The organism is Pseudomonas sp. TWP3-2 (assembly GCF_049897765.1).
GTDB lineage: Bacteria > Pseudomonadota > Gammaproteobacteria > Pseudomonadales > Pseudomonadaceae > Aquipseudomonas.
Window position 1 is genome coordinate 53004 of the sequence record NZ_JAFCWW010000014.1, and the last position, 13932, is coordinate 66935.

The 13932-nt window shown below is 58.4% G+C and carries 13 protein-coding genes; 8 read left to right on the forward strand and 5 right to left on the reverse strand.

The window, feature by feature from the left end:
• Nucleotides 1-5 precede the first annotated feature (5 nt).
• Together ACP7EE_RS19665 and ACP7EE_RS19670 are read left to right on the forward strand one after the other, a co-directional pair.
• Nucleotides 6-1382: a pyridoxal-phosphate dependent enzyme gene (locus ACP7EE_RS19665; protein ID WP_426236053.1), complete on the forward strand. Its 1377-nt coding sequence runs from the start codon at nt 6-8 to the stop codon at nt 1380-1382.
• Nucleotides 1379-2557, forward strand: coding sequence for a cystathionine gamma-synthase (locus ACP7EE_RS19670; protein WP_426236055.1), 1179 nt, complete (start codon nt 1379-1381; stop codon nt 2555-2557). The genes ACP7EE_RS19665 and ACP7EE_RS19670 overlap by 4 nt, the downstream gene beginning before the upstream one ends.
• A gap of 364 nt (nt 2558-2921) precedes the next feature.
• On the opposite strand, the gene ACP7EE_RS19675 is transcribed toward ACP7EE_RS19670, so the two are convergent.
• Nucleotides 2922-3197: a DUF2798 domain-containing protein gene (locus tag ACP7EE_RS19675; protein ID WP_426236057.1), complete on the reverse strand. Its 276-nt coding sequence runs from the start codon at nt 3195-3197 to the stop codon at nt 2922-2924.
• Between the two features lie 129 nt (nt 3198-3326).
• Here ACP7EE_RS19675 and ACP7EE_RS19680 point away from each other — a divergent pair, with 129 nt between their 5' ends.
• A complete protein-coding gene (locus tag ACP7EE_RS19680) occupies nt 3327-4256 on the forward strand; it encodes a LysR family transcriptional regulator (RefSeq protein WP_426236059.1) in 930 nt (309 codons plus the stop codon).
• Between the two features lie 11 nt (nt 4257-4267).
• On the opposite strand, the gene ACP7EE_RS19685 is transcribed toward ACP7EE_RS19680, so the two are convergent.
• Entirely contained in the window at nt 4268-5266 is a 999-nt protein-coding gene (locus ACP7EE_RS19685) for a bile acid:sodium symporter family protein (RefSeq protein WP_426236061.1), read from the reverse strand.
• An 84-nt stretch (nt 5267-5350) separates the two neighbouring features.
• Between ACP7EE_RS19685 and ACP7EE_RS19690 the strand changes: the two genes are divergently transcribed.
• From ACP7EE_RS19690 to ACP7EE_RS19700, 3 genes are all read left to right on the forward strand, one after another.
• On the forward strand, nt 5351-6139 hold the full coding sequence (locus tag ACP7EE_RS19690; RefSeq protein WP_426236063.1) for an AraC family transcriptional regulator: 789 nt from the start codon (nt 5351-5353) through the stop codon (nt 6137-6139).
• Nucleotides 6140-6265: 126 nt separating this feature from the next.
• Nucleotides 6266-7972, forward strand: coding sequence for an amidase (locus tag ACP7EE_RS19695; RefSeq protein ID WP_426236065.1), 1707 nt, complete (start codon nt 6266-6268; stop codon nt 7970-7972).
• A 135-nt stretch (nt 7973-8107) separates the two neighbouring features.
• On the forward strand, nt 8108-9076 hold the full coding sequence (locus ACP7EE_RS19700) for a TerC family protein (RefSeq protein WP_426236067.1): 969 nt from the start codon (nt 8108-8110) through the stop codon (nt 9074-9076).
• A gap of 17 nt (nt 9077-9093) precedes the next feature.
• Here the strand turns inward: ACP7EE_RS19700 and ACP7EE_RS19705 are convergent, their stop codons facing one another.
• Nucleotides 9094-10194 (reverse strand): polyamine ABC transporter substrate-binding protein, encoded by a 1101-nt coding sequence (locus ACP7EE_RS19705; protein ID WP_426204234.1) that lies wholly within the window; start codon nt 10192-10194, stop codon nt 9094-9096.
• A gap of 325 nt (nt 10195-10519) precedes the next feature.
• Between ACP7EE_RS19705 and ACP7EE_RS19710 the strand changes: the two genes are divergently transcribed.
• Nucleotides 10520-11005 carry a flavin reductase family protein gene (locus ACP7EE_RS19710; protein WP_426236070.1) on the forward strand — a complete coding sequence of 162 codons (486 nt, stop codon included), beginning with the start codon at nt 10520-10522 and terminating at the stop codon, nt 11003-11005.
• 68 nt (nt 11006-11073) lie between these two features.
• Entirely contained in the window at nt 11074-12117 is a 1044-nt protein-coding gene (locus tag ACP7EE_RS19715; protein WP_426236072.1) for an LLM class flavin-dependent oxidoreductase, read from the forward strand.
• 15 nt (nt 12118-12132) lie between these two features.
• On the opposite strand, the gene ACP7EE_RS19720 is transcribed toward ACP7EE_RS19715, so the two are convergent.
• Together ACP7EE_RS19720 and ACP7EE_RS19725 are read right to left on the reverse strand one after the other, a co-directional pair.
• Nucleotides 12133-12627 (reverse strand): hypothetical protein, encoded by a 495-nt coding sequence (locus tag ACP7EE_RS19720; RefSeq protein ID WP_426236074.1) that lies wholly within the window; start codon nt 12625-12627, stop codon nt 12133-12135.
• 407 nt (nt 12628-13034) lie between these two features.
• Entirely contained in the window at nt 13035-13376 is a 342-nt protein-coding gene (locus tag ACP7EE_RS19725; RefSeq protein WP_426236076.1) for a hypothetical protein, read from the reverse strand.
• Nucleotides 13377-13932 lie beyond the last annotated feature (556 nt).

The window sequence follows — 13932 nt, forward strand, 5'->3', positions numbered from 1 at the left end:
CAAAGATGTCGAAGGATTCACGCCCTGCCGTACTTGGGCTGATAGGCAATACCCCGTTGGTTCGCGTGACCCGGTTTGATACCGGCCTGTGCACGCTGTTCCTGAAACTCGAATCGCAAAACCCCGGCGGTTCGATCAAGGACCGTATCGGTCTGGCAATGATCGACGCCGCTGAACGCGATGGTCGCCTGACTCCCGGCGGCACCATCGTCGAAGCCACCGCCGGCAACACCGGTCTGGGCCTGGCTTTGGTCGGTCGCGCCAAAGGCTACCGTGTAGTGCTTGTTGTGCCGGACAAAATGTCTACCGAAAAGGTCTTGCACCTCAAGGCGATGGGCGCCGAAGTGCACATCACTCGCTCGGACGTCGGCAAGGGTCATCCCGAGTATTACCAGGATGTCGCCGCGCGTCTGGCCAAGGACATTCCCGGCGCGTTTTTCGCCGACCAGTTCAACAACCCGGCCAACCCGCTGGCCCACGAATGCAGCACCGCGCCGGAAATCTGGGCGCAGACTGAACACGATCTGGACGCCATCGTCGTTGGCGTCGGCTCTGCCGGCACGCTGACCGGGCTGACCCGCTTCTTCCAGCGCGTACAACCGGATCTGGAAATGGTCCTGGCTGACCCGGTCGGTTCGGTGATGGCTGAATACAGCCGCAGCGGCGACATCGGCACTGCCGGTTCGTGGGCCGTAGAAGGTATTGGCGAAGATTTCATTCCATCGATTGCCGACCTGTCGAGCGTGCGCCACGCCTATTCGATCAGCGACGAAGAGAGCTTCGATCACGCCCGCCAATTGCTCCGCGCCGAAGGCATTCTCGGCGGTTCGTCGACCGGCACGCTGTTCGCCGCTGCGCTACGTTATTGCCGCGAGCAGACCGTGCCGAAACGCGTGGTGAGTTTTGTCTGCGACACCGGTACGCGCTACCTGTCGAAGGTCTACAACGACCAGTGGATGACCGATCAAGGCCTGCTGCAACGCAAGGGCTACGGCGACCTGCGCGACCTGATCGCGCGCCGTTTCGAAGACGGCAAAGTGGTCAGCGTCGGCCCCGACGACACACTGCTGACCGCGTTCCAGCGCATGCGCCTGGCCGATGTCTCGCAACTGCCAGTGCTGGTCGATGGCAAACAATTGGTCGGCGTGATCGACGAGTCGGACATCCTCCTGCGCGTGCACGAAGACGCTGAGCGTTTCAGCCAGACCGTCTCCAGCGCCATGACCGAAAAATTGCAAACCCTCGCCCCGGACGCCTCGCTGGCCGAGCTCAAAGCTGTGCTCAGCCGCGGTCTGGTGGCAATCATTGCCGATAAATCGGGCTTCCATGGCCTGATCACCCACGTCGACATGCTCAACCAATTACGGAGATCCCTCGCATGAGTCAGCACGACAAGAACGCCCCGGCGCAGGGTTTCGCCACCCGCGTGATTCACGCCGGGCAAACTCCTGATCCGACCACTGGCGCGCTGATGCCGCCGATCTACGCCAACTCGACGTATCTGCAAGACAGTCCTGGCGTGCACAAAGGTTTTGACTACGGTCGCTCGCACAATCCGACGCGTTTTGCGCTGGAGCGTTGCGTGGCGGATCTGGAGGGCGGCACTCAGGCGTTCGCGTTCGCTTCCGGGTTGGCGACGATTTCTACCGTGCTCGAATTGCTCGATGCCGGTTCGCACATCGTTTCCGGCAATGACTTGTACGGCGGCACTTTCCGCCTGTTCGACAAGGTCCGTCAGCGCAGCGCCGGGCACCGTTTCAGCTTTGTCGATCTGGCTGACCTGTCGGCCTTCGAAGCCTCGCTGAAGGACGACACGCGCATGGTCATGGTCGAGACCCCGACCAACCCGTTGCTGAGCCTGTCCGATCTCGCCGCCATCGCCCGCATCTGCCGCGCTCGCGGGATCATCTGCGTGGCCGACAACACCTTCGCCAGCCCATGGATTCAGCGTCCGCTGGAACTGGGCTTCGACATCGTGCTGCACTCGACCACCAAATATTTGAACGGTCACTCCGACGTGATCGGCGGCATCGCGGTAGTTGGTGACAATCCCGAACTGGCCGAGCGTCTGGGCTTCTTGCAGAACGCCGTTGGTGCAATCGCCGGCCCGTTCGACGCGTTCCTGACCTTGCGCGGCGTGAAAACGCTGGCACTGCGCATGGAGCGTCATTGCAGCAACGCACTGGATCTGGCGCGCTGGCTGGAGCAGCAACCGCAGGTCAAGCGTGTTTACTATCCGGGGCTGGAATCGCATCCACAGCATGCATTGGCCAAGCGTCAGATGCGTGGTTTCGGCGGGATGATTTCCCTCGATCTGAACAGTGATCTGGCCGGTGCGCGACGCTTCCTGGAGAACGTGCAGATCTTTGCCTTGGCCGAAAGTCTCGGCGGCGTGGAGAGCCTGATCGAGCATCCGGCGATCATGACCCACGCGACCATTCCGGCCGAAACCCGTGCCAAGCTCGGCATCGGTGATGGTCTGGTGCGTCTGTCGGTGGGCGTGGAAGACGTCGAAGATCTGCGCGCCGATCTGGCCCAGGCGCTGGCGACAATCTAAACCTGCAAAAACGTCAAAGCCCGCAAATGCGGGCTTTGGTGTTTGAGTAGGCGGCCAGTGCTGGTCTCTGGCTTACGAGGTTTATCGGGACTCCCACAACAGGCACCAATCAATCAATTTTGCTTACATCCGGGCTCTGCTGCTTCACACGGCATAAGGGCTGGATCTCAGCGCGGAGATCTTTCTAACCGTGTACCCTTCGGAGCGCGCCCCACGCGCCCTCGCTATCCGCTTGCGCATCAGTCTGCGTCTTCGCCTACATCATTGAGCTTAGTAAAAGCCCCGAGATTCGCCTGCGCGTTTTTAGACTGATTTCCTTCTAGCGCTGACGGCCAAGGAAGTGAACCGACTATCGCAACTGCCCTCAACGATGAGGATGCACAGTCAGCGCAACCAGCTTCACCACGATCGGCCGAACCACGAGAATGCACAGAAATGCCACGGGCATGGCGAGCTTGTACGCGTGCAGCGCATTACCCAGGTAATCGCCCTCGATTCCGGAGTTGGCCGCGGTAATCACCAGCGACATCAGGAACGCCATGATCGTCGCCATATACAGCGCAAACACGTAAGGCGTCGCGCGGGACGAAAGCTTGCGTTGAAGAAGGAGTGCGGGTTTCGAGGTATCAGTCGAATTCATGTCAGGCCCTGATGGTCTTGTATTGATAAGTGCCAGGCACCTTAACAATCTCGAAAACCGACAACTAGACGCTTGTTCGTGAGTGCTTTATAAACAGACTCTTACGAATCTCTGCCTGCCGGAAGCGCAATGAACCTGCTTGGAGCAATCGAAAGTTTCATCAAAGTAGTCGAAGCAGGCTCCATCGTCGGCGCCGCGAAACAGCTCGGCGTCAGCGCTGCGGCCGTCAGCCAGACCATCACCCGCCTCGAAACCCACCTCAACACGCGGTTGCTGCAACGCACTACCCGCAGCATGGCGCTGACCGAAAACGGCACGCTGTACTACGAGAAAGTCAGACGCATTGCCCACGATCTGGAAACGGCGCAAAGCGCACTCAGCAGCACGCAAGCGCAACTTCAGGGACGTCTTTGTATCGCCTCGACTTCGGCATTCGGTCGGCATGTATTGGCGTCGGTGATTGCGGGGTTCGCTGAAAAGCATCCGCAAGTGATGCTGGAGCTTTCAACTACCGACCGCAAAATCAACCACATTCAGGACGGCATTGATTTGAGCCTGCGGATCAAGCCGCAACTCGAGGACGCCATCGTCGCGCGCCAGGTCGCCTCGGTGCCGTTCATCGTCTGTGCGGCGCCTGCCTACCTGCAACGCGCAGGCCGGCCGCAGATACCTGAAGACCTTCAAACGCACGCCTGCCTCGCGTTCCGCTACCCGCTGGACGGACGTTTTCTACGCTGGGGATTTGTCCGCGACGGACAGCGCTTCGATGCTCCGATCAACGCGACCGCAATCAGTGACGACATCGATGCACTGGCGCAGATGGCGATTCATGGCGCAGGCATCACACGGCTGGCTGAATTCGTGGCGGCGCCCTATATCGAAAGCGGCCAACTCGTCGCACTGTTCGAGCAGCGCGACGCGTCAACCTACGCCCATGCCGAGCCGCTCGATATCTATGCCTGCGTGCAGGATCGCGAGGCGATGACGCCCAAGGCCCGGGCGTTCATCGATTACTTGATTGAGCGTTTGCAAACGCGCTGGCCAGGCTACAACGTTTAGCCGGGGCTAAATCAAGGATCGACCTGAGCCATCAGTTCCGGCACCGACTCCTGCCGTCGCGCATAACGCTGCGCCAACACCGCACAGACCATCAATTGAATCTGATGGAACAGCATCAGCGGCAGAATCAGCACGCCAATGGTCGCGCCGCCGAACAATACCTGAGCCATTGGCACCCCGGTCGCCAGGCTCTTTTTCGAGCCACAGAACAGAATCGTGATGCGGTCTTCCAGACTGAACCCGAATGCCTTGCCCAGCACAGTCGCCGCCAGCAACACCAGTGCCAGCAAAATGCAGCACGCGACCACCAGCCCGAGCAGTTCCAAGACAGGGATCTGATGCCAGATACCCTCGTTCACTGCTTCGCTGAACGCGCCGTACACCACCAGCAGAATCGAACCCTGATCAATGAATTTCAGCCAGTTCTTGTTGCGCCCGACCCACGCACCGATCCAGCGCCGGGCGATCTGGCCGGCGATAAATGGCAGCAGCAATTGCATGCTTATTTTGAGGATCGCATCGAGGGTCGAGCCGCCGTCACCGTGTACGTCCAGCAGCAAGGTCACCAGCAGCGGCGTGAGGAAGATCCCGAACAGACTCGATGCCGCCGCACTGCAAATCGCCGCCGGAATATTGCCGCGCGCCAGCGAAGTGAACGCGATAGCCGATTGCACCGTGGCCGGCAGCGCGCACAGATAAAGCATGCCCAAATACAGGTTGTCGCCGACCATCGGCGCGAGCAGTGGTTTGAGCGCCAGCCCCAGCAATGGGAACAGGACAAAGGTCAGGCTGAACACCAGCAAATGCAGACGCCAGTGACCGGCGCCGGCGATGATCGATTCGCGCGACAGCTTCGCGCCGTGCAGGAAAAACAATAGCGCGATGGCGAGGTTGGTCAGCCAGCCGAAGCCGACCGCGACCTGGCCGCTGGCCGGCAGGAAGCTGGCCAGCAGCACCACGCCGATCAGGGTCAGGGTGAAGTTGTCGGGCAGGAATCGGGGGCGGGTCATGGTTTGCTCATCCGGGGGTTGCCAGTACGTGAAAGCGACTCTAACGTGCTTGAGAATTACCGACTAACGCCGAAGAGCCCGTAGATGCCGCCTAAAGGACACGACAAAAGCGTCAGACGCAGCATTCCCGGGCTGTCGAGCCTGCCGCGTCCGCTGTATGGGCGCACTGAGTCACTGCCCAATCGCGCCCTCACCCGCCGTCATAGTCATCCGTGGGTGCAGTTGTCTTATGCGATTCAAGGTGTGCTCGACGTGCAGACCGCCGCCGGCCGCTTCGTCGCGCCGCCGGAGCGTGCGGTGTGGATTCCGGCGGGCATGCCGCACCGGGTGTTCAGCTCGCCGCACACTGAAATGCGCAGCCTGTACATCGATTGCAGCGTGTCTGGCTGGGCGCTTGAGCGTTGCCACGTGCTCGCGGTCAGTGACCTGCTGCGCGAGTTGATCCGCGCCTTCAGTCAGGTGCCGGTGGAGTACGAGCAAAACGGGCCGCACGGGCGTCTGGCGCAGGTGATTCTCGATCAACTGGCCGACGCTCCGCAGATCGATCTGATGTTGCCGCTGCCGCAAGATGCGCGTTTGCGGCAGATCTATCAGAGCCTGGAGCAGCATCCGGAACAACCGACCACGCTCAGCCATTGGGCGCAAAAGTTTGACGTGACAGAGAAAACCCTCAGCCGGTTGTTCCTGCGTGACACCGGTCTGACCTTCCGCGCATGGCGCCAGCGCTTGCGTTTGCTCGGCGCACTGACGCCACTGGAAAAAGGTGAACGCGTCACCGACGTGGCTCTGGCCTGCGGTTACGATTCAACTTCGGCATTCATCGCCGCGTTCCGCCAGCAGTTCGGTGAGACGCCCGGAGAATTTTTCCGATGAAATTACCGATATTTATCGACTTTGCACATGCCATTCGGCAAAGTTCCGGGTAGAGTCTTACCATCAATAATTTTTTACATCGTTTGCCATTGATCAACCCTTTGAGAACCCTTCGGCGGTAATCACATGATTGAAGTCACTGAAGTTTCCATTGCCCAACTGCGCTCAGCGCTCGAATCCGGCCAGACCACGGCGGTCGAGCTGGTGCAGGCTTACCTCGCCAGAATCGACGCCTACGACGGTGCAGACACTGCCACTGCGTTGAATGCGGTGGTCGTGCGCAATCCCCAGGCGCTGCAAGAAGCGCAGGCCTCGGATGCGCGTCGCGCCAAAGGTAAAACCCTCGGTCCGCTGGACGGCATTCCCTACACCGCCAAGGATAGCTACCTGGTCAAAGGCCTGACCGCTGCGTCTGGAAGCCCGGCATTTGTCGATCTTGTGGCCCAACGTGATGCCTTCACCATCGAGCGCCTGCGCGCGGCCGGAGCGATCTGCCTGGGCAAGACCAACATGCCGCCGATGGCCAATGGCGGCATGCAGCGTGGCATCTATGGCCGGGCCGAGAGCCCGTACAACGCTGACTACCTGACTGCACCGTTTGCCTCCGGCTCGTCGAATGGCGCCGGCACTGCCACTGCGGCGAGTTTCTCGGCATTTGGTCTGGCCGAAGAAACCTGGTCCAGCGGTCGCGGTCCGGCGTCTAACAACGGCTTGTGCGCCTACACGCCGTCACGCGGGGTGATCTCGGTGCGCGGCAACTGGCCGCTGACGCCGACCATGGACGTGGTCGTGCCTTACGCGCGCACCATGGCCGATCTGCTCGAAGTGCTCGACGTGGTCGTCGCGGAAGACCCCGAAACCCGTGGCGATCTGTGGCGCCTGCAACCATGGGTGCCGATCCCGAGCGTTGCGTCAGTGCGCCCGGCTTCATACGCCGCGCTGGCGGTCAGCAGCGAATCTCTGGCCGGCAAGCGCCTGGGCGTGCCGCGCATGTACATCAACGCTGACCCCGAGGCTGGCACTAGTGAGGAACCGGGCATTGGTGGCCCGACCGGGCGGCGCATCAACACCCGCGCCTCGGTGATCGATCTGTGGAAACAGGCCCGCGCAGCACTGGAAGCTGCCGGCGCCGAAGTCATCGAAGTCGATTTCCCGCTGGTTTCCAACTGCGAAGGCGATCGTCCCGGTGCACCGACCGTGTTCAATCGCGGCATCGTCTCCAAAGAGTTCATGAACCATGAATTGTGGGATCTGTCGGCATGGGCGTTCGATGAATTCCTGCAAGCCAACGGTGATCCGAAGCTCAATCGTCTGGTGGATGTCGACGGGCCGAAAATCTTCCCGCACGACCCCGGCACCCTGCCCAACCGCGAAGGCGATCTGGCGGCCGGCATGGACGAGTACGTACGCATGGCCGAGCGCGGTATCACGCCGTGGGATCAGATCCCGACCCTGCCCGACGGCCTGCGCGGCCTCGAACACACGCGCAAGATCGACCTCGAAGACTGGATGGATCGCCTCGGCCTCGACGCCGTGCTGTTCCCGACCAACGCCGACGTCGGGCCGGCGGATGCCGATGTGAATCCGGCCTCGGCGGACATCGCCTGGAGTAATGGCGTGTGGGTGGCCAACGGCAACCTCGCGATTCGCCATCTCGGCGTGCCAACCGTGACCGTGCCGATGGGCGTGATGGCCGATATCGGCATGCCGGTCGGGCTGACGTTTGCCGGGCGCGCTTATGATGATTCGGAGTTGCTGCGTTTGGCTTCGGCGTTCGAAGCAACCGGCTCGAAACGCCTGGTGCCCCCGCGTACACCACCGCTGAGAACGTAAAGCACCTACAGGAAGTCCCGACGGCGATACTTCGTTTTTTACGAAGAGTCGGGCAAAAATAAACGATTTTTCCTTGCAGCAAACTCGCGGCTAGCATGGCCACGTCTACCCCAAAACAAAAACCGGGAGAACGCCATGCAGCCCATCAACATCGGCGAACCATGGATGTGGTGTGCCTTCATCATTTTCATCCTCGCCATGCTCGCCGTGGACTTGTTCGTCTTCGGCGGGCGCAAAGCCCACCGCGTGTCGGTGCGCGAAGCGTCGAGCTGGGTCATCGCATGGTGCATACTTGCGCTGGCCTTCGCCGGGTTGCTCTGGTGGTATCTGAATAGCGAATTCGGTCCTGAAATTGCACAACAGAAAACCCTGGAATTCCTCACCGGTTATTTGATCGAGCAATCGCTGTCGATCGACAACATGTTCGTCTTCGTGATGATCTTCGGCTATTTCGCCGTGCCACCGGAGCTGCAACGCCGGGTGCTGCTGTACGGCGTGCTCGGGGCGATCGTGATGCGCGCGGCAATGATCTTCGCCGGGGTCTGGCTGGTCTCGCAGTTTGCGTGGCTGTTGTATGTGTTCGGTGCGTTTTTGATCATCACCGGGATCAAGATGCTGGTGTTCGCTGACCAGCAACCGGATCTGGATAACAACCCGTTATTACGCTGGGTGCGTGGGCATCTGCGCATTACCAAGGGCTTTCATGGTGAACGGTTTTTTGTGCGTCAGAACGGCGTGCGCTGGGCCACGCCGATGTTTCTGGTGCTGGTGCTGATTGAGGCCAGTGACTTGATGTTCGCGGTTGACAGCATCCCGGCGATCTTCGCCGTCACCACTGACCCGTTCATTGTTTTCACCTCGAACATCTTCGCGATCATGGGCCTGCGCGCGCTGTATTTTCTGCTGGCGGACATGGCAGACCGGTTTCACCTGCTCAAATATGGGCTGGCGCTGGTGCTGGTATTTATTGGCGGGAAAATGACACTGATGCCGTGGTTTCACATGCCGGTGGAATGGTCTCTGGCGGTGGTCGGCGGGGTGATTTTGTTGTCAGTGGCGCTGAGCCTGATCCTCACCCGCAAAGACCAGACACAGCCCCATTAAACCGCTAGGTGTACTGATCAATTCCCGGACTTGATACTGGTCCAGACCCGCGTCCGTACCCGCTCCATTTTCTGCGGCAGCGGCTGCACCACGTACAAGGTTTTCAGCGCCTCACTGGTCGGCGTCAGGTTCGGGTTGCCGGTGATTTCCTTGTTGATCAGACCCATCGAATCCTTGTTCGCGTTCGGGTAGCCAAGGAAGTCACTGATCGAAGCGATGACTTTCGGATCGAGCAGGTTGTTGAGGAATTCATGCGCCTCGGTCACGTTCTTCGCGCTCTTGGGAATGGCGAACGTATCGAACCAGATCGGCGCGCCTTCTTTCGGCAAACGCCAGTCGACCACCACGCCATTGCCCGCCTCTTTGGCGCGGTTGGCGAATTGGTAGAAGCTGCCGGAGTAACCGATGGCCACGCAGATATCGCCGTTGGCGATGTCAGTCATGTACTTGGCCGAGTTGAAGTACGTCACGTACGGGCGGACTTTGAGCATCAGCGCTTTGGCCTTCTCGTAGTCAGCGGGGTTCTGGCTGTTCGGGTCGAGTCCCAGATAATGCAGGGCCAGCGGCAGGATTTCCGACGGCGAATCAAGCATCGCCACACCGCAGGATTTGAGCTTCTCCATGTTTTCCGGTTTGAACACCAGATCCCAACTGTCCACCGGCGCATTCTCGCCCAGCACAGCCTTGACCTTGGCCGGGTTGAAGCCAATCAGCACAGTACCGTACATGTATGGCACGCCGTACTGATTGCCGGGGTCGTTGGTGTCGAGCAGTTTGAGCAGCGCCGGATCCTGGTGACTCCAGTTCGGCAGTTTGGATTTGTCGAGTTTCTGGAACACGCCGGCCTTGATCTGCGTGTCGAGGAACTGGTTCGACGGCACCACCAAGTCGTAGCCGGAGTTACCGGTCAGCAGCTTGGCTTCCAGCGATTCGTTGGTGTCGAAGGTGTCCCAAGTCACTTTGATGTCGCTTTTCGCCGCGAAGTCCTTGGGCACCGCCGGCAGAATGTAATCAGCCCAGTTGTACACCCGCAGCTCGCGCTGTTCGGCCTGTACGGCGCTGGCCAGCAGCGTCAGCCCACAGACAGTGGCGCCCAGAATGCGTTTCATCGTGACCATGGTGTTTCCCCGAATGCTACGTGAGTTCGATGGTTTTTATGTTCTGTACACGGCAGTGGCTATAACGGTAGCCAAGGGCAAAGCGAGCAAGCGTCAAATATTTTTAGTGTGTTGCAGTGGTTTCGATTCTTGCCGACGTCGGGGTTCGATCACAGTGGTTGGTTGGCCAAAAGGGGATCGAAATGGCCAATCTGCGTGACCGTCGGGATACGCAAACAACGCTGATCGCTTCCTCGAAAAAGCCCTTGCAATCGATGTATTACGGTATACCATCAGACCTATAAATCTCATAAAAACCCGCTTCACCGCACTCGAGGATTGCTCAATGATCGATGCTGCCGTCTACAAACAAGTCATGGGTTCGTTCCCGTCCGGCGTAACCGTCATCACCACCCTGGATGACGACGGTCAGATCGTCGGCCTTACCGCCAGCGCGTTCAGCTCGCTGTCGATGGACCCCGCGCTGGTGCTGTTCTGCCCCAACTACAGCTCCGACTCCTACCCGATCCTGATCAAGAACAAACGCTTTGCCATCCACGTGCTGTCCGGCGGTCAGCAAAGCGAAGCCTATGCCTTCGCGCGCAAAGGCAAGGACAAGGCGCAGGGCATCGAGTGGACGTTGAGCGAGTTGGGCAACCCGATCCTCGCCAATGCGACGGCTATCATCGAGTGTGAGTTGTGGCGTGAATATGAAGGCGGCGACCACGCCATTATGGTCGGCGCCGTGAAGAATCTGATCGTGCCCCAGCAGAGCCACGGCCCGCTGGTGTATTGCCACGGAAAAATGGGCGCCCTGCCCCTCGTTGCCTGATCCCGACGATTGCCACATCAACAGGCCCGCACTCGACCGGCCAACAACAAAAGATTTGAGGTAGCGTCATGAAATTTTCCCTGTTCGTACACATGGAACGCTGGGACGAAAGCGTCAGCCACCGCCAACTGTTCGAAGACCTGACCGAACTGACCCTGATGGCCGAGGCCGGCGGTTTCAGCACCGTGTGGATCGGCGAACACCACGCGATGGAGTACACCATCTCGCCGAGCCCGATGCCGCTGCTGGCGTACCTCGCCGCCAAGACCACCACCATCCGCCTCGGCGCCGGCACCATCATCGCGCCGTTCTGGCATCCGCTGCGGGTTGCTGGTGAATGCGCGTTGCTCGACGTGATCAGCAACGGCCGGATGGAGGTCGGCCTGGCGCGTGGCGCCTATCAGGTCGAATTCGACCGCATGGCCGGCGGCATGCCAGCTTCAAGCGGCGGCCAGGCACTGCGCGAAATGGTCCCGGTGGTGCGCGCCCTGTGGCAAGGCGACTACGCCCACGACGGCGACATCTGGAAATTCCCGACGTCGACCAGCGTGCCGAAACCTATCCAGAAGCCCAATCCACCCATGTGGATCGCCGCCCGCGACCCGGACTCGCACAATTTTGCGGTGGCCAACGGCTGCAACGTGATGGTTACGCCATTGATGAAGGGCGACGAAGAAGTCCTCGACCTGAAAAACAAATTCCAGACCGCGCTGGACAACAATCCTGATGTGCCGCGCCCGCAATTGATGGTGCTGCGTCACACGCATGTGCACGGGGTTGATGATCCGGAAGGCTGGAAGGTTGGCGCGAAAGCGATCTCACGGTTTTACCGCACGTTCGATGCGTGGTTTGGCAACAAGGAAGTGCCGGTCAACGGCTTCCTCGCGCCGAGTCCGGAAGAGAAGTTTGCTGCCCGGCCGGAGTTTGAGCTGGAGAGTTTGCATAAAACGGCGATGATTGGCACACCGGAAGAGATCATTCCGCGCATCAAGTACTACCAGGAACTGGGGGTGGATGAGTTTAGTTTCTGGTGCGATAACAGCTTGTCGCATGCGGAGAAGAAGAAGTCGCTAGAGCTGTTTATCAAGCATGTAGTGCCAGCGTTCAGCTAAGGGCTACCGAACCTGTTAAACCAAAGCGCCCTGATCTGTTCGGGGCGTTTGCGTTTCCGGCAGAGCCAAACGTGCAGTAAGCCAACAGGTCGCCATGGATGTGAGAAACAGTACAACAATTTCCCAGGCATAATCCGAGACTGCTGCACCATCGTGATCGCGTACCACCGCCAAGATAAAAGGCATCACCCACAATGTGGCTAACGAAGCACCTGACAGTGCAATCGCCATGCACGCTCGTGGAGTCTTCATGACCTTAGTCAACGCGATCACCGCCGAGAAAAACAGAAACGGGATCAGAAATATCAGAACGGCGAGTACCGGTGCGAGAAATGGCATCAACATCAATTGGGCGCCCGCGACCTCACCTATAAGCCTTGGGTTCATGGCGATATGAGCGATCGTCGCAAATGTCTTGACGATGCCAGCGATAAAGCCCGGAACCGCAGGGCAGAAAAGGAAGATCAAAAACACTTTCAAACGTGGATAGGCTGCTTTGTTCATGCTCATGCTTGTTGTTTCCCGGCAATCAATATCAGTGCGGCACGTTTACTACCGCAATACGTCGATCCGGCCTGAATCGACAACGACACCCACCACCTCCATGCGCTGGTCCGGATCTGCCGCGCGGCGAGACTCTTTTCACGTCCCCATCTTCTCTCGCAATATTGAATACGGATTTCAGTATCCGTGAGGAGCCTATTCTTCATCCCAGAAACTCCCAGGAGGGGCGTCAGATACAACGCCAGATGATTCCGGAACGGTATCCGAAAAGAAGATCTCAAACTGAGTAGAAACTTTACAAAAGCACGGGATTCGTTGCTGTTTTAGCAAGTCATCCGTAATCATATTTTCGGGAAAGTCGATATTTAATTTCATTACCGCGCACTCCGTCTTTCGCCCATCGCCGGCGAAGCCTAGTAGCTAAAAAGCTCAAATACCCACTTGGCCATAACTTCTGGCGACATCGTTTCTTTCCTAAGCTGCTCCGTACCGCGATCTCTCGCAACGAGGGCTAGCTTGCCTGACGCAGAAATCTCAATAAAGGGCGCACCGAATTCCTCTATTTCGGTACCCAAGGGAAATTCCTTATAGGGCTTTCCCTGTTCATTTGCGTATGTAAAAAAATATTCAATTATTTTTTCAAGCTGCACGGACGCCACCTTTAACTCCGCCAATGAAACCTTGCCATTTCCGCAAAATAAATCTGCCCATTTTTTTCCTGGAAGAGAGCAATAATAGGAAGTAGCCTTCATCATTTAAAGCCCCCTTTAGTCATGCTCCCTGAAGTCGATTTCGAAATCCCCTAGTTGCGCCCGTAATTCGCGCTCAGATTCGAATCAAAAATCAAACCCTCGACCATCGCTGCTTTAAACAAAAGGCTAGATGCTACTCACACACACCTGCGCTCTAGAAATCGCCTCTCAAAATCGCCTTAAGCATCGTTGTGCTTTTATAAACCCATCGAATCGTCAACAAACATGCTAACGGCATGCCCGCCCACTTGAAAACAACTACAAAATCCGGCTCACAAAACAAAAACAGAACAAACATCACTAACGACACTAACACGAGCGAAATCATGACAAACACCGACAGGGCGCCAAGGACAAGACTCAAACATATGACTAACCGGCGAAACGCATGTATGAACCTCATTTAAATATTCCCATAGTGGTTTCGATCCAGTTGAGAGGCTTATGTCGTAGCTCTCGCGCCATGCATCGGCCGCTATAGCATTTTCTGTAGCCGATACCCTCTCAAAGCCGGAGACCAGAGGCCCCTGACGTGTTGCTCTGCATCTGGGCACTTTTG

What these genes read in the sequence shown, in the direction of transcription:
- ACP7EE_RS19665 (WP_426236053.1), top strand. Translation starts at nt 6, where the DNA reads ATGTCGAAGGATTCACGCCCTGCCGTACTTGGGCTGATAGGCAATACC.
- ACP7EE_RS19670 (WP_426236055.1), top strand. Translation starts at nt 1,379, where the DNA reads ATGAGTCAGCACGACAAGAACGCCCCGGCGCAGGGTTTCGCCACCCGC.
- ACP7EE_RS19675 (WP_426236057.1), bottom strand. Translation starts at nt 3,197, where the DNA reads ATGAATTCGACTGATACCTCGAAACCCGCACTCCTTCTTCAACGCAAG.
- ACP7EE_RS19680 (WP_426236059.1), top strand. Translation starts at nt 3,327, where the DNA reads ATGAACCTGCTTGGAGCAATCGAAAGTTTCATCAAAGTAGTCGAAGCA.
- ACP7EE_RS19685 (WP_426236061.1), bottom strand. Translation starts at nt 5,266, where the DNA reads ATGACCCGCCCCCGATTCCTGCCCGACAACTTCACCCTGACCCTGATC.
- ACP7EE_RS19690 (WP_426236063.1), top strand. Translation starts at nt 5,351, where the DNA reads ATGCCGCCTAAAGGACACGACAAAAGCGTCAGACGCAGCATTCCCGGG.
- ACP7EE_RS19695 (WP_426236065.1), top strand. Translation starts at nt 6,266, where the DNA reads ATGATTGAAGTCACTGAAGTTTCCATTGCCCAACTGCGCTCAGCGCTC.
- ACP7EE_RS19700 (WP_426236067.1), top strand. Translation starts at nt 8,108, where the DNA reads ATGCAGCCCATCAACATCGGCGAACCATGGATGTGGTGTGCCTTCATC.
- ACP7EE_RS19705 (WP_426204234.1), bottom strand. Translation starts at nt 10,194, where the DNA reads ATGGTCACGATGAAACGCATTCTGGGCGCCACTGTCTGTGGGCTGACG.
- ACP7EE_RS19710 (WP_426236070.1), top strand. Translation starts at nt 10,520, where the DNA reads ATGATCGATGCTGCCGTCTACAAACAAGTCATGGGTTCGTTCCCGTCC.
- ACP7EE_RS19715 (WP_426236072.1), top strand. Translation starts at nt 11,074, where the DNA reads ATGAAATTTTCCCTGTTCGTACACATGGAACGCTGGGACGAAAGCGTC.
- ACP7EE_RS19720 (WP_426236074.1), bottom strand. Translation starts at nt 12,627, where the DNA reads ATGAGCATGAACAAAGCAGCCTATCCACGTTTGAAAGTGTTTTTGATC.
- ACP7EE_RS19725 (WP_426236076.1), bottom strand. Translation starts at nt 13,376, where the DNA reads ATGATGAAGGCTACTTCCTATTATTGCTCTCTTCCAGGAAAAAAATGG.